Consider the following 19,659-nt stretch of genomic DNA (forward strand, 5'->3'; position numbering starts at 1 on the left):
ATTTACATATGCGGTCATACACATTTTGAAATAAGCCATTTTCACAGAAATAAATCGTGAAAGCGCTTACCAATACAGCTGTTGAACAGGGGAGGTCATATCGTGCTTGCCATACTCGGTTTTGTGATGATGATTGTCTTTATGTATCTTATTATGTCTAACCGGCTTTCCGCTCTTATTGCTTTGATTGTCGTTCCTGTTGTGTTTGCCCTGATCAGCGGATTTGGCAAAGATCTCGGCGAGATGATGATTCAAGGCGTTACAGACCTCGCTCCTACCGGGATTATGCTGTTATTCGCCATCCTGTATTTCGGCATTATGATTGACTCAGGTCTGTTTGATCCCCTCATTGCCAAAATCCTATCGCTTGTCAAAGGGGACCCGTTAAAAATCGCCATCGGCACAGCGGTTCTGACGATGACCATTTCGCTGGACGGAGATGGGACAACAACGTATATGATTACGATTGCGGCTATGCTGCCCCTTTACAAACGGCTCGGCATGAACCGTTTGGTGCTGGCGGGTATTGCGATGCTCGGTTCGGGAGTCATGAATATTATTCCGTGGGGCGGGCCGACGGCGAGGGTTTTAGCTTCCTTGAAATTGGACACGTCGGAAGTCTTTACGCCGCTGATTCCCGCTATGATCGCCGGCGTTCTCTGGGTGATCGCCGTTGCTTATCTCCTCGGAAAAAAAGAACGGAAGCGGCTCGGCATCATTTCGATTGAACACGCACCGTCTTCTGATCCGGAGGCAGCGCCGCTGAAGCGTCCGGCTCTCCAATGGTTCAACCTGCTGCTGACTGTCGCCCTGATGGCCGCGCTGATCACCAGCCTGCTGCCAATCCCTGTTCTTTTTATGATCGCGTTCGCCATCGCCTTGATGGTCAACTATCCAAATGTCAAAGAGCAGCAAAAACGGATCTCAGCGCATGCGGGTAATGCATTAAACGTTGTCTCAATGGTGTTTGCTGCGGGCATATTCACAGGCATTCTCTCCGGCACAAAAATGGTGGATGCGATGGCGCATTCTCTCGTTTCCCTCATCCCTGATGCCATGGGCCCGCATTTGCCGTTGATCACTGCGATTGCCAGCATGCCCTTCACCTTTTTCATGTCGAATGACGCCTTTTACTTCGGTGTCCTTCCCATCATTGCCGAAGCCGCTTCCGCTTACGGAATAGACGCCGCTGAAATCGGAAGGGCCTCCTTGCTGGGGCAGCCTGTGCATCTGCTCAGCCCGCTTGTGCCATCCACCTATCTATTGGTCGGAATGGCGGGTGTCAGCTTTGGCGATCATCAAAAATTCACTATTAAATGGGCCGTGGGGACAACGATTGTGATGACGATTGCGGCGCTTTTGATTGGGATTATTTCGTTTTAATTAAAAAAGGATTTCCGTTGGCGGAAATCCTTTTCTGTACATTATTTTTTTGTATAGCGCACCCAGTCATAATGAGCGTATAGCGGATTTACACCATTGTAGGAACCGAGCCAGTCATCGACACCTATCCCATTCCACAAGTTCATCATAATCTTTCCAGGTGTTGTCGGAATTTGGTTTGTTGCAGTATGTTTTAATTGCCCGTCGACATACCATTTAATAGAGTTTGCCTGCCAATCGAATGCATACGTATGATAGGCATTGGCTGCATCAAACCCGAGATCAACAATCTTCTCATGGTTTCCTGCACCATTTGTATAATAGTTAAATTGAACCTTCGTTGTGTCTTTTCCTAAAAATTCGATATCAATCTCATCCCAAGGAGTGCCATCCGTTGGACCTGTATAAGTGAAGAACGATGAAACGATCCCTGTGTTTTTAGCCGGTTTCATTCTGACTTCATAAAGTCCATAACCATAGGTTTGAACAGAGCGGTTTTCCCCGCAGTCAAACTTGTTATAAGACGGGCTTGTCAGCGCCAAACGCATTTCACCTGATGACGTCATGGATACATTATTTGCACGCCACGTGCAGTTGAACATATCTCCATTGGAGTAACCATTTGCTTTTTTCCATAATCCGGAGTTATAGCTGTTAAAAGGTTCAAAAAACGATCCGCCTGTTTGAGCTGATGCAGTAGAAGTGATCGCACACAAACTCAAAAACAATCCAGTGACAAGAAGCAGCAGCACTCGTTTCATACGATAAAACATGTCGGCATTCCCCTTTCTTTGAAAGCGATTTCTTTATCGATCATACATGATTCTGTTAAAAGGGGACATCGGTCAGAATAATGATAATAATGAATCTTAAAAAACCTAAATTACCATCAGCACAAACAGAAATCAGCGCTCATTGTAATTTAGGTTTTGCCTGCTGATCAGTAACAATCCTAACAAGATCATATGTGAATGAAGAAAAAAATGCCAACGCTTTCATTATGCTTATTTGACTACCCTTTCTATGTGAATCGTTAAATACAGCAGCTCGTCACTGGTGAGCTTGTGTTCATACGCCCTCTCAATGCATGTTTGGATTTTCTTCGTGCATTCATACGCCCGATGGTATTTTTCTTTCACTGTCTCCAGCAAAAAATCGTCCTGGCTTTCGATATGTGTGCCGTTAAAAAGACGCTGCGCGAAAAACTTTAAGTGGGTGACAAACCGATAATAGTGAAGTGATTCCTCGTTGAAGTCAATCTTAAAATGGTATTTTACGATACTCAAAATCTCTTGCATGACTTTTGTAATGTTGATGATATTGGGCATCTCTTCATTCAGCTCGGCATTGACAATATGCAGCGCAATAAAGCCTGCTTCATCCTCCGGCAGAGACACGCCAGTCTTGTTTTTTACCATGGCCAACGCTTGTTTGCCGATTGCAAATTCGTCTTTGTACAGCCGTTTCGTTTCCCACAGTAAGGCATTTTTGATATCCAGCCCTTTTCGGTTGCGCTGGATGGCAAAGTTAATATGGTCGGTCAGCGACACATAGATGCTGTCATTGAGCTTTTTGCCGAGCTGTAATTTCGCATAGCTGATAATCTCTTCGGATACTTCCATACATTCGATCGGGATATCATACAAAAGGGTTTTGAACTTTTCGGATACATCTTTGTTATCGAGCGTGAACACTTTCTCAATGCGGGCTTCATCTACCGGGTCTCCCGTTTTCTTTTGAAAAGCAATGCCCCGGCCCATGATGACCAATTCCTGATTGCCTTCTTTGAGCACACTGACGACATTATTATTAATGACTTTCGCAATCTTCAATTCTGTCTCCCTCCCGCCTGACCATTTACCTGCTACACCTTGATTGTACATTCTTTTTGAACTAGGTCAATATCTCCATGTCAATCAGAAAACGCCGTTCAGAAATCTTTGTCCAACGATGAGGCAGCGGCGCATATAATGCAGAGAACCGGTTTTTGGGAAGGAGCGTGTGTGATGAAACGGTTTTCGAAAGAAGAAAGCAGCTGGATGCTGTATGATTGGGCCAATTCAGCTTATTCGGTCATTATTATGACGGCGGTGTTCCCCTTGTTTTTTAAAGCCGCGGCAGCGGAAAACGGTGTCAGCGCGGCTGATTCTACCGCTTATTTTGGCTATACGATTGCCGCCGCGACTTTTATTTTGGCGATGCTCGGCCCCGTCTTAGGAACGATTGCCGACTACAAAGGATGCAAGAAACGGTTTTTTGCCTTCTTTCTTCTGGTCGGTGTGGCGGGCACAGCCGCGCTGGCTTTGATTCCCGGCGAATCTTGGATGCTGTTATTAATTTGTTATACGATTTCCACGATCGGCTTTGCCGGGTCTAATGTGTTTTATGATGCGTTTCTCGTTGATGTGGCCGCAAAGGAGCGGATGAATATGGTGTCCGCCAGGGGATTTGGACTGGGCTATATCGGCAGCACGATCCCTTTTCTCCTCAGCATTGCCGTCATTCTTTCAGCACAAGCGGAGGTGATTCCGCTGTCCGCCCAGGCTGCCGGCCGCATTGCCTTTTTGATTACGGCGGCATGGTGGGGGCTGTTTTCGATCCCGCTCCTTCTCCGCGTCCGCCAGCGCTATTATATCGAGAGGGAGCCGCGGCTTGTACTCAGCAGTTTTATACGGCTGGCCGGCACGCTGAAGCAGATCAGGAAGCACCGGGCGCTGTTTTTGTTTCTGCTCGCCTATTTCTTCTACATCGACGGGGTCGGCACCATCATTACGATGTCCACGTCATACGGGGCTGACCTCGGCATCAGTGCGGCAAAGCTGCTGATTGTTTTATTTGTCACACAGGTCGTCGCCGCGCCTTTTTCGATTTTGTACGGACGGCTGGCCGAACGGTTTAAAGGAAAAACGATGCTTTATGCCGGAATCGGCGTGTATATGATTGTCTGCACGTATGCTTATTTTATGAATTCCGCTTTTGATTTCTGGGTCTTGGCTATGCTTGTCGCCACTTCCCAAGGAGGTATTCAGGCGCTGAGCCGCTCTTACTTTGCCAAGCTTGTCCCCAAACAGAACGCCAATGAGTTTTTCGGCTTTTATAATATCTTCGGCAAGTTCGCTTCGATTATCGGCCCGCTTTTGATTGCCGTGACCGCCCAGCTGACCGGAAATTCGTCAGCCGCCGTGTTCAGCCTGATCATTTTGTTTGTAATCGGGATTGGCATCCTTGCGTTCGTCCCCGAGGAGACGGCGTAAAAAAAGCCTGCGCGCGGCAGGCTTTTTTTTTTATTTCTTGGCTTTATGGACTTTCAGTTTTTTGCCTTTGACCGTCGTATTTTTCATGATGTCAAGAACGTGCGGGCCTTTGCCGTTCAGAATTTCGACGTACGATGCGTTGTCCAAAATCGTGATAATCCCGATATCATCGGCTGAAACGCCGTCGATTTTCGCAATCGTTCCGACAAAATCGACCGCTCTGAGTTTTTTCTTTTTCCCGCCGTTAAAGTACAGCTTCATGATGTCTTTGTTTAACTGTTCGCTTTTGTCTGTTTTGACATCGGGGCGGGCGTTCAGTTTTTCCGCAAAAGCCGCTTTCCGTTCCGCTGTTTCTTTCTCAGACGGCGCCTCCCGCTTCTGGATGCGGAAACCGATATATGTCTCAATGTCATTCAGAAACCGCGATTCAGACGGTGTCACAAACGTGACGGCCCGTCCGCGGTGTCCGGCGCGGCCCGTTCTGCCGGTGCGGTGCACATAGCTTTCTTTTTCAAGCGGAATATCATAATTGATGACGAGGCTGATGTTTTCAATATCAATTCCTCTGGCGGCAACGTCGGTCGCAATGAGATAGCGGAACTCGCCGCGCTTGAATTCATTCATGACGTCAAAGCGGTCTTCCTGCACCATTCCGCCGTGAATTTTATCGCAAGGGTAGCCCAGCCTGTCCAGCTCATCGGTTAACTGGATGACTCTTTCTTTTGTCCGGCAGAATATGATGCAGCTGTCCGGGTTTTCGGTGATCAGGACATCACGCAGCAATGATGATTTATCCTCTTCTTCTGTTCTGGTGACAAAATGCTCAATGTCTTTTGTCGTCAGGCCTTCCGCTTTTACTTCAATCAATTCAGGGTCTTTCATATATGTGCGGCTCAGCTTCTCGACGTCATCCGGCAGTGTCGCTGAAAACAGCATGGTGACTCTGTTTTTCGGCAGATGCTGAATGATGGCTTCCACCTGTTCAATAAATCCCATATTCAGCATTTCATCCGCTTCGTCAATCACCACATACGCCAGCCGTTCAAGCGGCAGCGTCCCTTTCTCTATATGATCAAGCACACGCCCCGGCGTTCCGGCAATGACGTGGCTTTTTTGCTTCAGTTCGGTTTTCTGTTTGTCAAAAGAAGCTTTTCCGAAAACCGCCGTGGCTTTTATCCGTTTGAAACGGCCGATATTCGTGATATCTTCTTTAATCTGCGCCGCAAGCTCGCGGGTCGGCGTTAAAATCAGGGCCTGCGGTTTGTTTTCCTCCCATTCCGCCAGCTCACAGATCGGAATGCCGAAAGCCGCGGTTTTGCCGCTGCCCGTCTGCGATTTGACGACGAGATCTTTTTTTTGCAGCGCGGCGGGGATGACGCGCCGCTGCACTTCAGTCGGCTCGGTGTATTGCAAGCCATTCAGCGCCCGTCGGATCTCGGGGCTGATCGCATATTCATTAAACTCATTCATGACTAAACTCCTTCTCTGTCCGGTTCCCCTCATTATACGCGAAATGCCGCCGCTTTACCCTGACGTTTTGCCGGGCCATTCGGGGGACTGCTTTTTCTTCATGTCAAGCACGACCCATTTGGCGCAATAAAAGCTCATGCTTCCTTCCACGTCATCGACATAATAGCGTATCGATTCCCAGCCGCCGTCGACCGGGCTGATATCCAGACGGATGTCGGTGATGCTTTCAAGATCATCCAGACGGGCAGAGCACACACCTTCAAACCGCAGCACAGCATCATACTGTCCATCAGTCAGCTTCAGCTCAAATACCGGGATTTTATCATAATACTCGTTATACCCGGTAGAGAACGTAAACTCCGTCAATTCAAAACAACCCGGCGAATCCGGCCTCAGCAGAACTGCTTTCTCATGTTTGTGCCACTCCATTTTGTGCCTCCTTTTTTTCAGCTGAATCGGCATGTCTGACTCAAATGAATTTTCTTTACAAACCCCCCATAAATTTCTTTATATGTCTGCATCCAATCTTTTCATTCTTCTAACGTATACAGATACGCATCAGGCGAATCTTTCAGATCAAACCCGCTCAAATATACGAGCATCTCCCAAACGGTTTCGTCCTCAACCGCCGGATCATCTGCAGCCACATACTCAGACGCCCAATCTGACACTTCTTCCCTCGCCGCTTGACCGTTCAGGATCAGACCAGCCTTCTTCAGACATTCTGCTCTTGTGGGTTCTTTCACGTTAGAAGCCTGCCTTTCATTTCTTGTTTAAAATGCTGACTAACAGCCTCCTGGCCCGTTCGTGCCGCCCGATTTCCCGGCTGAGCTCCGGATAATCTGTTAAAGCGTTTTTCAGCTGCACATATTGCGGATAAAGCTCAAAAAAGGATTTATATAACGCTTTACGCTGCCGCGCAGGCATTTGTTTATTCGCCAAAACAAAATCTAAGCTGCCGCAGATAAGCGCAAAATACTCATAAAAATCCCCAGCGCAGGCGGCACCCTCAAAGTCTTCTTCAAATCTTCCTGCATCTGAAGGCAGCGGACCCTCTAATTCTTTTTTGTGTAATTTCAAGCTTCTGATGACGTCATTATTTAAAGAATATCTGTTGGATCTTAACATCTCATTTAGCCGCTTTCCCATTACTGATATCCCGCTTATAAATCCCTGAATTCGAGACCGCGTAAATGGCATTGCTAGTCAGCTTCAGCTGATGCCCGGAAAGCTCATCGCCATCCGCATCACAGCACGTTATCTCTTGCACCGGCAGACTGACATCAGCCGGAATGAGAGACAGTGAATGATCATCTTTGCATATCCAAAACCCGTCATCTGAAATCGCTAGCTGGTCGTAAACCCCGGAATATGTTTTATCAGAAATAATCCAAACTCGTTTCACGTCGGTTTCATCAAACGCAGCAATGACTGTATAAGCGTAATACAGCATGTAGATCAGTCCGTCTTTTTCTGCAAGTGCATAGCAGTCATCTGCCGCGGGTGCATATATTTCTGAAAGCTGCTGATCAATGTGAATTTTCTTTAGCTGCCCGTCTAAAGTGAAGCACAGCACACTGTGCCCTTCATGATTTTCATCACTATAAATACCTTCATCACTTAAACCGATCCACAGGTTTTGTTTTTCGTCCAAAAGACTGCATGAAACCCCTGAAGGCAGAGAAAATGCACTTTGTTCTGTTCCTTCTGCTGAAAATACTTTCACTTTATACTCATGCGATTCAAAGAAAATCAACACATACCTGGCAGCCGAACTCTGTTGAAACAGCATAATATCCTCACACGGAATTTGTTCATCGATATGAACCTCTCGGGTATCGCCGGATTCCTCCGTGATCGTAAACGAAAGACTGCCATTCTGATGCTGACCAAGATACTGACGTCCGCAGTTGTCAAAGTGACAAAAACATCCTTTTACTGATTCATCGTGTATCTTGTTCATTTTTATTTTCATGTCATTGCCCCTTGTATTTATAATGCGCGGCGAGCTTTTTTTGAAATTCATCCGGAACGATCTGATTCGGGAATACAACTGATATCCAGTCTAAAACATGATCATCTAACAGCCTCCATGATTCTAACGTTTTTCCCGCAATCTCCTGATCAATGCCTAGAATACAGATCTCAAAATCTCTCTCTCCGTAAATCGCCCACTTTAAAGACGGTGAAGCCCATACGACGCGGGATGCAATGTTCAATATACAGTCATTTTTACTGTGCTTTGGATAATCAGTTAAGATTGAAAGATATTCATCTGCAGTTATATGCAAAGGGATCTTTAACCAGTTAAAATATCCGAATGTCTCGTAAAACCGATTCATATCATCCGAGTGTTCCAGAACAGCCATTAAGATAAAATCATCGTGATGATGATGCGCCAAACTTTTGAGCATCTCCCAGCCTTCTTCAGACAAGACCTAGTGGAATTCCTCGAATAGATAATAATGTTTTTGTTGTTTAAATACTTGTTCGGGCAACGTTTTGTTTTCATGAAGTAAGGAATATATTTGGGATTGAAAAACCGCCAATTCCTTTGTGTTCTTTATAAAAAAGGGATGCATTTTGTACCTCTTTTCGGCGGTTTACACACAAGCTCACAGCCGTATTCTGTGTGAAATAAACAGACAGCAAATGAGAAGGACGGCTCAACTACAATAAAGCTGTTAGAAAGCAGCCGGCCTTCAATATCTTTACTCCCTAGATCACATGAATAAATCGAATTGTATTTAAGCGGATTAATCACATCCAGATTCCCTATAGCCCCCAATGATTCTTTTTGTAAATGTAAAGGAGTGCTCATATTACCTCCGCAAACGGTTTCCCGCGTAAAAGCGGTTTTGTTTGTAAGAAAAGAGAGGCAGGGAACCTCTCTTATTTGTTTATTTATGATTTCGAATGATACGCATAAAATGATTGATCATCAAAGCGAACTGTTTCAGCTTCTACAGCAATCAGCATTCTGTTCATGTCAATGAGAAAATTAGCATTTGATTGATACTCAGGAATTACAGCATTTGATAGATTACCGATTCCTTCCGGGTGGTAACTCATCTCAAATACTTGCCAATTGTATTCTTCAGGGTGAAAGCTCTTTTCTAAACACATGAAAGTCAAAATGAAGGACAGCGCACCCTCCATCTATGTAATCTATCCATTCATTAATTGTTTTGTGCATCGTATCTCCCCAATGACGTTTTGGAGTCTTTGAGATCTGATTTTAAAGTCTTCACGAAAAGTTCTAGCTTCTCTTCATTACAGTTCACTTTATAGAAAGTCGTATTTAAGTGATTTTCCACAAATCTAATGATAAATCTGTAATATTCGTTTTCTTTATCAATACTCAAAATAAAAAATGGTTCAATTGTTTCTAAACGTATCCTGTCTTGATTCCCCGCTAATAATGCTTCAATCCCTGATGTCAGCATTTTATATTCACTTTCTAATAAAACGGCAGAGTAATCGCGGGCGATTACTTTATTAGGTTCCAACAGTTCAAACATTGTTGAGATAAAAGGATCATCCTCCGCCTCGTAATACCTTCTCGGTGTTATTTCAAGTTCCAGACAGCCGTCTCCAATTCTGGCCATGCTGTCTCCTCGTTCTCTACTTAATAGCTTTAATTTAGTAGTAAATGATTTGAATGACGCTCTGAAAGTCAAGCTAAGTTTCAATCGATTGTTCACCTTTTACTGTCTCGATTCTAATCACCAACCCGCTTATATTTTTTTTAAAAAAAGAATCCGCAGGCTCACCTATTTTTTATTTAATGCCATTATTTAATAATGTTTATAATATTTTCTCTATAACTAGATCCTATTCTGATTGTCTCGGAATCTGTTATTTCTATATGATAAAGAACATAATCCAGTAAATCTTTAATAATTGTTTTCTCTGCTAAAGGAGCTCCATTTAATATATCTTTTAACTCAACATCTTTTTCCAATAAGATTATATTTTCATGCGCAACTATTGTATTTTTGTACTCTTCTGCTGAGGTTTTCATAAAAGAGATTTTTTTATTAAACAAAGTATTTGTTTTTAAGCTCGCTGAGAATATACAAGTATCACTATCTTTATTTGAAAGAGAGTAAGAATACATTGCATATTGTTTATTTTCCATATTTTTTAATATAACAAATATTAAATCCTCTATTGTTTTATACTCTTTTTCAACCCAATCATAGTCATTGAGAGTTGATATTTCATAAAAATAGTACATTTAATTCTCTCCTTCTATCTTTTATACACTGTAAACCGCCATTGTGCACTGCCCCTTTTCCATTTCCCTTTATATATAGAAAACTTATTACTTTGTAAATGATAACCATGATTATTATGTGGTGTATGCCACTCTAGAGATCTATATATAGACCTCCCAGTCTTTTTCTTTCTCGAATAGATTATTCCCCAATAACCTCTTCCTTTTTCTCTATCCCCTTTTATACGGCCTACTTTATGAATTCTATATGGAATCCTTTTCGCGATTTTTTTTGCGCCTTTTTTAATAACTGATTTAGTCCATTTCTTTGATGCATTATATGCCTTACCAACATTCCTCTTTGCCCACTTTCCTGGAGCACCATTCCATGACCTTTTTATTACTTCCCATAGAATTCTGGCCCAATGCCCATCTGGGTCGACCTTCATCACCGGATTGTTATTGGCATAAGTATACCCATTCTGATCTAAAGAATCCCCATCACTGCCCGGGTCTGGGTCTAGTGATAAGAATACGCCGTTTCTTGGCTCGTAGTAGCGGGCCATGAGATAGTACAGGCCGGTTTCTTCGTCGTATTGGTAGCCTGCGTAGCGGTAGCGGTTGTCTTTTACTTCGTCGCTTGCTTCGGTTTTTGTCGGATTTCCCCATGCATCGTACTGATATTTGGCAACGGTTTTTCCGGTGCTGTCTGAGATCGCGGTGACGTCACCGTGTGCGTTGTAGTGATAGAAATATTTCTTGCCGTTCTCTGTATAGGATAACAGCTGGCCGCTGTCACCGTACGTGTATGATTTTGTGACGTTATTGTCGGCGTCTGTTTCATACAGGACGTTCAAGCTGTCTCCGTCGTAGAAGTAGTTTGTGACGTTTCCGTTGACGGTTTTTTGGATTCTGTTTCCTTTTTCATCGTATTTGTATGTTGCGAACGGCTTGTCTTCGCCTTTTTTCGTGACGGCGGTCAGGTTGTCTTCCGCGTCCCACGTATATGTGTATTTGCCGTCAGATGTGCGGTTGCCGTTTTTATCATAGGACAGGTCTTCGTCATTCACCTTCGTCAGCTGGTTCATGATGTTGAAGGATGCGTTGACTGATTTGCTTGCGCCGTCCTTTGTGGTGGTGACGTTTGTCCGGTTGCCGAAGCCGTCGTACGTATATTGAATGACGGTGCCGTCTTCATGAGTTTCTTTGACGAGCTGGTTGAGCTTGCCGTATTCGTACTGCACCTTTCCGCCCGCTGAGCTGTCGATGACCGTGCGGTTGCCGTTAGCGTCATATTCATAGCTTTCCCGGAAGATGCTGCCGCCGTTTTTCGCTCCGATATGAAGAGAGCTGACGAGATTCCGCTCATCATATGAAAAACTCGTGCCGACTTCATTGCCGCTGATGAATGTCTGGACATTGCCGTTTTCATCATAATCAAATGTATAGGCTGAAGTGCCGTCTTTCATTTCAATCATTTGATCAAGTTTGTTGTACGTAAAGCTGTTTGTTCCTTTTTGGCCGCCGTGGCTCCATGAGAAAGTTTTCAGCTTATCCGAATCAGCCGGATACGTCCAGCTTTGGCTGCCGCCGCGGTCGGTTAATTCGGTCAGGCGGTTTTTGTTGTCATAGGTGCGTTTTTTCGTTGTATTTTGTTCTTTGTTTGTGACCGACGTTTCATTACCGTTTTTGTCATAGGTAAAGTTGTATTTTTCAGTGCCGTTATACGCTTTTGTCTTAACCCGGTCGGTGCCGTCATAGGTCAGCGACACTTCATTTCCGTTGGCGGAAACGGTTTTCGTCAGGTTACTGTTGGCGTCATATTCACTCTTCAGTACATTGCCGAGCGGGTCGGTTGTTTTGACGAGCTTGCCCATGACGTCATATTCATATTGATAGGTCTGATCTGCGTCGGCCCGAATCGTTTTTGTCAGCTCATTTCCTTCCTTGTCATAGCTGTGAAGGATGGATGTGCCGTTTGACAGGGTCAGCTTTGTCAGCTGGTCGCCCTGATCGTATTCGTAGGCGGTTGTTTCGCCTTTCGCGTCGGTTTCAGATGTTTTCTTGCCAGTCTCGTCATATGAAGCAGTGCTTGCATAACCTAGTTCGTCTTCTTCTTTTGTGACGTAGTTTCCTTTTTCGTCATAGGTGTTTTTCGTCAGGATGCTTCCTTCGATTAAACGGATATCATCAAACCACGCCGTTCCTGTGGCGCTTTTTTGGAACAGAATGCTGATTTCGATTTTATTGATCGGCTTTGTTTTCGGAATGACTGCCGCTGCCCGGTTCCATTCTTGGGTCCCCTGCGGGAATTTGGCGGTGTAGACGCCCGTCGTTCCGTCCGCATAAGTCACGCCGGCCTGAAGAGCGTAATCATTGTCGTTCGTTAATTTTACACCGTCAGCCTTGGACATTCCTGTCAGCGTGATATATACCGGCTTATCGTCCGCGCTTTGGCCTAATGTGACGGTTTGTTTTGCGGCCGCATTGGCTTGTGATGCATTTGTGCGGGACGCTTTTAATGAGCTGTCATCATCGAAGCCTTCATCAAGGTCAGCGGCGGCTCCGCTTGTGCTCCAGCCGTCTGCTTTAGCCGTGAAACTGCTGTTTTGCACCGGGTTATAGCTTGAAGAGACTTCGCCTTTTTCCAGCTGAACCTGATCAAACCACGCTTTTCCTTTGCCGTCCTTGTCGTTATGGTCCACTTCCATATAGACGATGGCTTTTCCTGCATTGGCCGGTGTTGTAAAGGTGATCTGCCGTTTCGTCCAGTCATTCTTTCCGGCTAATGCGCCTGATTCATTGTGAATCCATTGAATGCGTTTTTGGTCTTTGTCACGCAGATCAATGTTGAAATACGCTCTTGCCTTTGTCAGATCCGTTTTGATCTGGCCGTTGAGTGTATACGTCGTATTCGGCTCAAGCTGCACTTCCTGCGTTGCGGACGCATGGCCGTGCTCTGTTCCGGCTGAAGCGGATTGTGAGGAGATCTCCAGTGCTTTTTGTCCGGACAGCGTGCCGCTTCTTGCTTTTACAGATGCAATACTTCCGCTGTCTCTCGTAGCGGTGAGATTCCAGCCCAGCTTTGTTCCTTCAAAGCTGCCGTCTTTCAGCAGGCTTGCCGAAGCTGCCAGCTCTTTGCTTGATTGAATGAGATTTCCATACTTGTCATACACGGCGGCGGATGAGGATTTTCCGCTTTGATCCGTTTCAGAAACGGCATCAAGTCCGTCGTACGCAATATCAGTGACGTTCCCCTCGGTGTCCTTCATTTTCGTTACGTCATTGTTTTTGTTGTACTGATACGTTTCGGTGCCGTAGTTGTCTTTTACGGCTGTGACGTTGCCGTCTTTATCATATTGATAGCTTTCTGTCGCTTTGCCCGCATCCGCGTCGTTCGGATCGGTGTCCTGAATGACGTTGTTGCCTTCGTATACAGTGTTGGTCGTGATTTTCAGCCCTTCGGCATCATCGATCATTTGAATCGGGTTGCCTGCCTCATTATAGCCGTACTGCACTTTGCGGCCGTTCGGCTGCGTCATGAGCAGCGTTTTTTTGTCCGCGTCATAGCTGTAGTCGTACGTTTCTTTTTTCGCATTGACGGCTTTGGCCAGGCGGTGGCCGCTGTATTGGTATTCAGTGAACAGCGGTTTGTCATCCGTGCTGTTTGCGGAATACTGCTTGACGAGGCGCCCTTCGGCATCATAGTCATAGCTTGTGACGCTGCCGTCAGTATCCGTCACCTTTTTAAGAAGGTCTTTGTCATATGAATACGAAATCTTTTTGTTTTTCGGCCCTGTTAAAGATGTGACATGCCCGTTTTCATCATAGGTAAATGTCAGCTTGCGCCCTGATGCATCTGTTATGGCGGTCAGCTGATTGCTGTCGTTATACTCGTATACGGTTGTGTTGTTGTGTCCGTCAACGATTTTTTGGAGCTTTCCGCCTTTTTTGCTGAAATAAGCGTTCGTCTGATCTTTTGTTTTTAATACAAATTGATCGCTTGTTTCCGTCAGTTCGAGATAAACGCCTGTCGGCGGCTGATACGTGCCGTCAGATTTTTTCGTGAAGACATGTGTTGTCGCGTCCTCATCAATATAAACGGCTCTGCCGTCTTCAGAAAGAATCGACGTTTCCGCATCGGCATACCAGCCTTGGCCGAACATATGGTCAGAGCTGTCAAGGCTGTTGAAGGTCCGGGAGAGTCCGAGCCCCGGCCCGCGTCCGTCGATTGACATATCTTCCTCATTGACGATGACATTTCCCGTCGCGCCGTTCAGCTGTCCGTCCGGAATGTCGATAATAGACCAGAATTCTTCCGTTCCGAGGAATTCCGCACCTTCATGGAAAACAGGGTTAAAAGGTGCCGTCGGTATGCTGTCACCGTTTGCGTCATAGGCGGTCAGCGTAAAGGAATAGTTCTTCTTCCCTTTGTAATTGCCGTTTGCGTTTTCGTAAACAGGTGAAGGGTCAAGCGCCAGTTCGCCGCCCTTTCCGTCCGTGTGAAGCTGGAATCTTCCCGCTTTCACTTCATCGGCTGACGGCCAGATGTGTTTGTTTTGGGTCGTCCAATGATCGGTATCACCGATATCGTATGATTGATAGTCTTTTCCGTTGTAGATGTTGATTTTGTAGCCTTTGGCGTTTTTGACTTTATCCCATATGAGATTGACATAACCCGTTTGGCTCGATTTCGTGTTCGTATAGACGTAGCCTGTCAGATTTTTCGGCTTTGCGATATCAGGCAGCGCCGGACTCGCTTCCGGTGAGGCGATCGCTTCTCCGTCTTTGTTATAGGCAATGACTTTAAATCCGTAGGTTTTCCGGTTCGCATCTCCGCCGGCGTTTTTATAAACAGAGCCCGGGTTGATCGGCAATTCCGCGCCTTTTTTGTCTTTCAGGTGAAGCGCATATTTTCCGGCGCTGATTTCCGCCTTTGTCGGCCAGATATTTTGATCTTTTGTGGACCAGGATGTTTTATTTCCGAGGTCAAGCGTTTCAAAGCTTTTGCCGTTAAAGACTTGCATTTTATACCCGGCTGCGCCTGATACGGCTTTCCAGGAAAGATCAAACCAGCCTGTGGCGTTGTTGTTATTAAAGCCTTTCGTACTTGGTTTCTGAACTCTGCCAATATTCGGAATGACGGGCTTGGCGGCCGCAGACATGGCGCCTTCTCCCTGGTCAAACACCGCGCTGACCGCGACCCAGTAATTTTTACTTGCCGGATAGCTGCCGCCGGAGTTTTTATAGACCGGCGAAGGATTAAGCGCTAATTCACTTCCGCCTTTTCCGTCTGTATGCAGCTTATATTTGCCGGAGTCGATTTCCGCTTTTGTCGGCCAGATCTTTTTCCCTCTTGTGCTCCAAGAGGTTGCATTGCCGACCGGAATGGCTTGATATTCTTTCCCGTTATAAAGCCACACTTTATAGCTTTTGGCGCCTTCAGCTTTTTTCCAGCTGATATTGAAAAATCCTGTCGAATCTCCGTTATGATACGCTTTGACAGACGGCGTGTCCGCCTTCGGAATCGTGTATGTCACTTCAATGTATGGTTTTTTAGCAGAGTTTGCTGATGACATCAGCTTCTTCCAATATTCTTTTCCGTTGCCGTTTGCGTGAAGCTTAAAGCCGTAATTGGCGCCGCCGCTGTTCCACGACTTGACTGCGGAGGTGACATCGAAGCTTGCCCATTGGCCTTTATAGACCTCTGCTTTGCCGATGTTTTTGGAGCCCGGCTTGTTCTTCCACGTAATCTTGGCATTGTCGTAATTGCTGTTAACGGTGTCGAGCCAAAGCCCCGTCGCCTTTGATCCGTAATAGGAGTGGGCTGTGTATGCTTTTAGCGTCGCTTTCGTCACCGTCATGTTTTTGATCGGCTTTAGATTATCAAACTTCATAAAAGCGTAGTTCGTTCCGGTTGTGCCGTCATAATATCCAGTTTTCAGCACGTACGCTTTCAATCCGGCATCCCATTTCTGCGATGCGGCAGAGTAGTTTGTCGTCGGGTACGCGCTCATGACAAAGGTATCGGATGACACAGATACTGATGTTGAAGGGTCAATAGATACCGGATAAACCCGCTTGGGATCTTTCAGCCATTTTTCATCGGCCGTTACATGGAGCAAGTAGCCTTCGCTGTTTTTTTCAAGTTTGAAGCTGACATCTTCTGACCTGTTGACTTCACCTGACTTTTCGTCGAGATCTGAGTCGGTCATAAAGGGCTTCGGCACGGTGTAGACGACATTGTCTTTATCATCAGAAAACGCGATCGAGCCGTCTTCCTGTTCTTTAGCCTGCAGGTCGGTTTTGATTTGAAAGGTGAAGGAATTGTAGCCTTCATATTTGTGAAGCACAAGGTCTTCTTTTATGTTTTCGTTAAATGTGTAGGTTTGTAAATCAATTGCAGGAAACACTTGCTGATACGTAAGCTCGTTGCTGTCTTCCCTTACTTTTGCTGAGGCATCTGTCGGAGTAATTGCAGCCTGATCGGGGCCTTTTGCGCCGGTTAATGAGTATGTGAGCTTATGATCATCGTGTTCAAATGTAGCGTATAATCCGTTTTTCATTTGCTTCAGAAAATCGGAGTTCAGCACTGTATTTTCCGTTCCGACTTCCTTTGAGCCGGTTTTCAATTCAGGAGAAATGTCTTCCCAGTCCGCATTGGCGGTTTCTTTCGTATGAATGGGGTCTGTGTAGATTTCCTGTTTGTACATACCCTCGCCTTCATAGTAAAGCTTTGAATTCTCAGTTCTTTCAGACGTGATCTCACCGTCTTGATTGATATCTTTTTGATCAAAAGGCATCTGCTCAGATGCTTTTTCCGCCGGAAGATCTTTTTCCGGGTCTGCTGCCGGAATGTCGGCGGTTTTCGCTTGATCTTGTTTTTCACGCGTTTCTGCCGCAAATACATCGGCAGGCGCAATGGAAATCATAAGCGTTGCCGCAAGAGTGCCGGCCAGCCATTTTTTCCACTTGTTCTTTTTTCCTATTTTCATAGGTTCTCCTCCTTCTTTTGTAATATAGGCTTAACAATAGTAATATTATTGAAATTGTTTATCAATATTTTCCTAGGTATTTAAGGTTATTTTAAGGATTATAGGTATTTTGAACCTTTTATTCATATAAAAAAACCGCCGGCTGCCGGCGGTTTTTCGTATTATGGATAGCGGAGATTTGTATTTTGCGCTCCCGCGTAGGATTGGGCGAAGTTTTTGGCGTCCTGGGCTGAAAGGGTGCCATAGCTGTAATTTGATCTCGGATTCCAGCCGGTGCGCGGTGATTTCGGGGCTTTGAGCGACGGGAATGAACCGGTGTCAGTGAATTGGGCGGTCCCGTAGTCGTCTATCATTCCGCCTTTTTCATTTCCGTTACCGAAATAGTTGGCTTCTGAGAAGACAGTCGCGTTTGTATGAATGGTGAATCCTAAATTGAAATTGGTCACATAGTTGTTTTTCGCATGAAAATAGCCGTATCTCATCAGGCCCGGTGAACGCACATAGACGTTATTAAAATAGTTGTTGGTGATCGTCATATGTGGATAGCCGATATAATTGCGCCCTTCGTTATCATCATTCGGATAACCGAGAATCAGGCCGTACAGATGGTCTGTGAATTTAGAGTTAGACAGCGTCACAAAATCCGCTTTGGCGCCGACATACAGAAGCTTTCCCAAATCGCTGTGGCTGTTCGGATTGTAGCTGTGTCCTTCAAACCACACGTGGTCAATCCAGTAATTCTGTCCGTTCGCTATGTACATCGGAATGTCGTTGTTGCCCGTAATGGCGGCACTATGGCTGATAATGAGATTTTTGAAAATCACATTGTTTGAGCCGGAGCCGGTGGTCAGATAGATGTTGGTCAGCCTGTGGCTGGTATAAGAGCCGACGATGGTTTTATTGGCGCCGACTGTCACAACGGCTTTACCCGGGGAAGAAATATCACTTGTGATGACGATGGTTTTGCGATCCGTTCCGCCCGCATTGTTTTTCAAATCATTGAGATTGCTGACGTAGACGACGGGGCCGCCCTGGCCTCCCGATACGGCGGATTTTGCTTTTCCGTTATGATCCTTCGCATTTCCCGCGAACCCGGTAAGTCCCTGCATCACATCCGGATAAGCCGCTGCCGCTTCTGCCTGCTTTGATACGGAACATACGATGGCCAGACAAAGCGCAAAGCCGAGCGCAGCCAAGAAAGCGAGATGACGCGTCTTGTTTATCATGCCCTTCACTCCTTTAATCTCTTAAATTGTAAACACAAGAAGTATTATACAATTACTATCCTCTTTTTCCATGATCTGTTTGTCTGCTTTTTCGTTATGGCTGAATAGCCCCAAAATAAAAAAAGCAGTCGGTACGGCCGCCTATATACGGGTGCTGTCTGCCTGAGTTTCCGCCGGCACGGCTTTTTGCTTTCGAATCAGGGACAGCGCCATTCCCGCAAAAATCAATACAATCCCCAAAGATTGATAAAGGTCGGGGCGAAATCCCGTAAATACGGTGTCAAGCACAATCGCCACCGCCGGATCAAGAAATACGATGATTGAAATAAACCGGGTGGATAAAAACCGCAAGCTGTCAAAAAAGAGCAAATACACAATTCCCGTATGAATGATGCCGGTCGACACAATCATGATCCAGTTCACATGCGACAAATCAGAAAAAGCGCCGAAACGGACGAACGGAAGAAGAATGATGACGCCCAATCCGGTCTGCAAACAGGTGACGGCGTATGGGCTGAGGCTGTTGATGCCTTTCCCGGCCAGTGTCGTAAAAGCATAAAAAAGGGCGGCCAGCACGGCCCAAATAATACCCGATCCCATCAGCTGAGAAAATGATGTACTTCCGTTGATGCCGGAAATCAGGGCGGTGCCCAGAAAACAAATCACGATGGAAGTGACGGACACAATATGCAGTTTCTCCCGGTATATAAGGCTCCCTAGAAGAAGGACGAGAACCGGAGCCAGATGATAAACGGAAATCGCTATCGTCACTGATGTCTCCTCAAATGATTTAAATAAAAACACCCAGTTCAGCACGAGAAAAAATCCGCAGGCCAGTGTCTGCAGCACCTCACGCCGGTTCCATTGTTCGGTGCGGTACCGTCCGGAACCAAACCAGCAAACGCCCAGAAACAATGAGGCGCACAGACATCTCACAAAGACCAGTTCAATTGAAGGCACATTCGTATGTTCCGAGAAAAAGCCGATTGATCCGAAAATGACCATGGAAATGACCATTTTGATGACGGCATTTGATGTTTGTTCAGCTTGCATTGATTTGCTTCCCCCATATCATTGACTGTTTATTCAGACAAATACTAACAGCCATTTTA

General features: G+C 45.7%; 15 protein-coding genes and 2 pseudogenes. 2 read left to right on the forward strand and 15 right to left on the reverse strand.

The features are described 5' to 3' along the window. Positions 1–102: 102 nt before the first annotated feature. The gene (citH, locus tag AR442_RS17040) at positions 103–1,383 is read left to right on the forward strand and encodes a citrate transporter CitH (protein WP_014419246.1); all 1,281 of its coding nucleotides are present in this window, start codon (positions 103–105) and stop codon (positions 1,381–1,383) included. Positions 1,384–1,424: 41 nt separating this feature from the next. Here the strand turns inward: citH and bglS are convergent, their stop codons facing one another. Beyond that, positions 1,425–2,156: a beta-glucanase gene (gene bglS / locus AR442_RS17045; RefSeq protein WP_014419247.1), complete on the reverse strand. Its 732-nt coding sequence runs from the start codon at positions 2,154–2,156 to the stop codon at positions 1,425–1,427. Between the two features lie 231 nt (positions 2,157–2,387). Then, the gene (gene licT / locus AR442_RS17050) at positions 2,388–3,215 is read right to left on the reverse strand and encodes a BglG family transcription antiterminator LicT (RefSeq protein WP_014419248.1); all 828 of its coding nucleotides are present in this window, start codon (positions 3,213–3,215) and stop codon (positions 2,388–2,390) included. 171 nt (positions 3,216–3,386) lie between these two features. On the opposite strand from licT, the gene AR442_RS17055 reads away from it, so the two are divergent. Next, a complete protein-coding gene (locus tag AR442_RS17055) occupies positions 3,387–4,637 on the forward strand; it encodes an MFS transporter (RefSeq protein ID WP_101287936.1) in 1,251 nt (416 codons plus the stop codon). A gap of 30 nt (positions 4,638–4,667) precedes the next feature. Here AR442_RS17055 and AR442_RS17060 read toward each other — a convergent pair whose 3' ends face one another. The 13 genes and pseudogenes from AR442_RS17060 to AR442_RS17120 all read right to left on the reverse strand — a co-directional run bounded on the left by AR442_RS17060 (position 4,668) and on the right by AR442_RS17120 (position 19,600). Then, on the reverse strand, positions 4,668–6,107 hold the full coding sequence (locus AR442_RS17060) for a DEAD/DEAH box helicase (RefSeq protein ID WP_014419250.1): 1,440 nt from the start codon (positions 6,105–6,107) through the stop codon (positions 4,668–4,670). Between the two features lie 54 nt (positions 6,108–6,161). Continuing rightward, positions 6,162–6,536, reverse strand: coding sequence for a hypothetical protein (locus AR442_RS17065; protein WP_014419251.1), 375 nt, complete (start codon positions 6,534–6,536; stop codon positions 6,162–6,164). Positions 6,537–6,637: 101 nt separating this feature from the next. Beyond that, on the reverse strand, positions 6,638–6,853 hold the full coding sequence (locus AR442_RS17070) for a hypothetical protein (RefSeq protein ID WP_014722030.1): 216 nt from the start codon (positions 6,851–6,853) through the stop codon (positions 6,638–6,640). 16 nt (positions 6,854–6,869) lie between these two features. Next, positions 6,870–7,235 carry a YxiJ family protein gene (locus tag AR442_RS17075; RefSeq protein WP_014722031.1) on the reverse strand — a complete coding sequence of 122 codons (366 nt, stop codon included), beginning with the start codon at positions 7,233–7,235 and terminating at the stop codon, positions 6,870–6,872. Position 7,236: 1 nt separating this feature from the next. Next, positions 7,237–8,082, reverse strand: a complete 846-nt coding sequence (locus AR442_RS17080) for a hypothetical protein (protein WP_014419254.1) — start codon at positions 8,080–8,082, stop codon at positions 7,237–7,239. Between the two features lies 1 nt (position 8,083). After that, positions 8,084–8,689 (reverse strand): annotated as a pseudogene (locus AR442_RS17085) (hypothetical protein). Further along, complete coding sequence (locus AR442_RS21125; RefSeq protein WP_014722035.1) at positions 8,671–8,928, reverse strand: YxiF family protein; 258 nt, start codon at positions 8,926–8,928, stop codon at positions 8,671–8,673. Before AR442_RS21125 ends, AR442_RS17085 begins: the two are co-directional and overlap by 19 nt. 83 nt (positions 8,929–9,011) lie before the next feature. Continuing rightward, a pseudogene (locus AR442_RS17095) lies at positions 9,012–9,303 on the reverse strand (YxiG family protein). Beyond that, positions 9,287–9,715, reverse strand: coding sequence for a WapI family immunity protein (locus tag AR442_RS17100; RefSeq protein ID WP_014419257.1), 429 nt, complete (start codon positions 9,713–9,715; stop codon positions 9,287–9,289). The pseudogene AR442_RS17095 and the gene AR442_RS17100 overlap by 17 nt, the downstream one beginning before the upstream one ends. A 185-nt stretch (positions 9,716–9,900) precedes the next feature. Next, on the reverse strand, positions 9,901–10,347 hold the full coding sequence (locus AR442_RS17105; RefSeq protein WP_014419258.1) for a hypothetical protein: 447 nt from the start codon (positions 10,345–10,347) through the stop codon (positions 9,901–9,903). A gap of 14 nt (positions 10,348–10,361) precedes the next feature. Further along, positions 10,362–17,321 carry a DNRLRE domain-containing protein gene (locus AR442_RS17110; RefSeq protein WP_053285307.1) on the reverse strand — a complete coding sequence of 2,320 codons (6,960 nt, stop codon included), beginning with the start codon at positions 17,319–17,321 and terminating at the stop codon, positions 10,362–10,364. Between the two features lie 161 nt (positions 17,322–17,482). Further along, the gene (locus tag AR442_RS17115; RefSeq protein ID WP_014419260.1) at positions 17,483–18,547 is read right to left on the reverse strand and encodes a polysaccharide lyase family 1 protein; all 1,065 of its coding nucleotides are present in this window, start codon (positions 18,545–18,547) and stop codon (positions 17,483–17,485) included. Between the two features lie 141 nt (positions 18,548–18,688). Then, positions 18,689–19,600 carry a DMT family transporter gene (locus AR442_RS17120; protein ID WP_021494691.1) on the reverse strand — a complete coding sequence of 304 codons (912 nt, stop codon included), beginning with the start codon at positions 19,598–19,600 and terminating at the stop codon, positions 18,689–18,691. Positions 19,601–19,659: the final 59 nt, after the last annotated feature.

This window comes from Bacillus velezensis (genome assembly GCF_001461825.1).
GTDB lineage: Bacteria > Bacillota > Bacilli > Bacillales > Bacillaceae > Bacillus > Bacillus velezensis.

What these genes read in the sequence shown, in the direction of transcription:
- bglS (WP_014419247.1), bottom strand. Translation starts at nt 2,156, where the DNA reads ATGTTTTATCGTATGAAACGAGTGCTGCTGCTTCTTGTCACTGGATTG.
- AR442_RS17060 (WP_014419250.1), bottom strand. Translation starts at nt 6,107, where the DNA reads ATGAATGAGTTTAATGAATATGCGATCAGCCCCGAGATCCGACGGGCG.
- AR442_RS17065 (WP_014419251.1), bottom strand. Translation starts at nt 6,536, where the DNA reads ATGGAGTGGCACAAACATGAGAAAGCAGTTCTGCTGAGGCCGGATTCG.
- AR442_RS17075 (WP_014722031.1), bottom strand. Translation starts at nt 7,235, where the DNA reads ATGTTAAGATCCAACAGATATTCTTTAAATAATGACGTCATCAGAAGC.
- AR442_RS17080 (WP_014419254.1), bottom strand. Translation starts at nt 8,082, where the DNA reads ATGAAAATAAAAATGAACAAGATACACGATGAATCAGTAAAAGGATGT.
- AR442_RS21125 (WP_014722035.1), bottom strand. Translation starts at nt 8,928, where the DNA reads ATGAGCACTCCTTTACATTTACAAAAAGAATCATTGGGGGCTATAGGG.
- AR442_RS17100 (WP_014419257.1), bottom strand. Translation starts at nt 9,715, where the DNA reads ATGGCCAGAATTGGAGACGGCTGTCTGGAACTTGAAATAACACCGAGA.
- AR442_RS17105 (WP_014419258.1), bottom strand. Translation starts at nt 10,347, where the DNA reads ATGTACTATTTTTATGAAATATCAACTCTCAATGACTATGATTGGGTT.
- AR442_RS17110 (WP_053285307.1), bottom strand. Translation starts at nt 17,321, where the DNA reads ATGAAAATAGGAAAAAAGAACAAGTGGAAAAAATGGCTGGCCGGCACT.
- AR442_RS17115 (WP_014419260.1), bottom strand. Translation starts at nt 18,547, where the DNA reads ATGATAAACAAGACGCGTCATCTCGCTTTCTTGGCTGCGCTCGGCTTT.
- AR442_RS17120 (WP_021494691.1), bottom strand. Translation starts at nt 19,600, where the DNA reads ATGCAAGCTGAACAAACATCAAATGCCGTCATCAAAATGGTCATTTCC.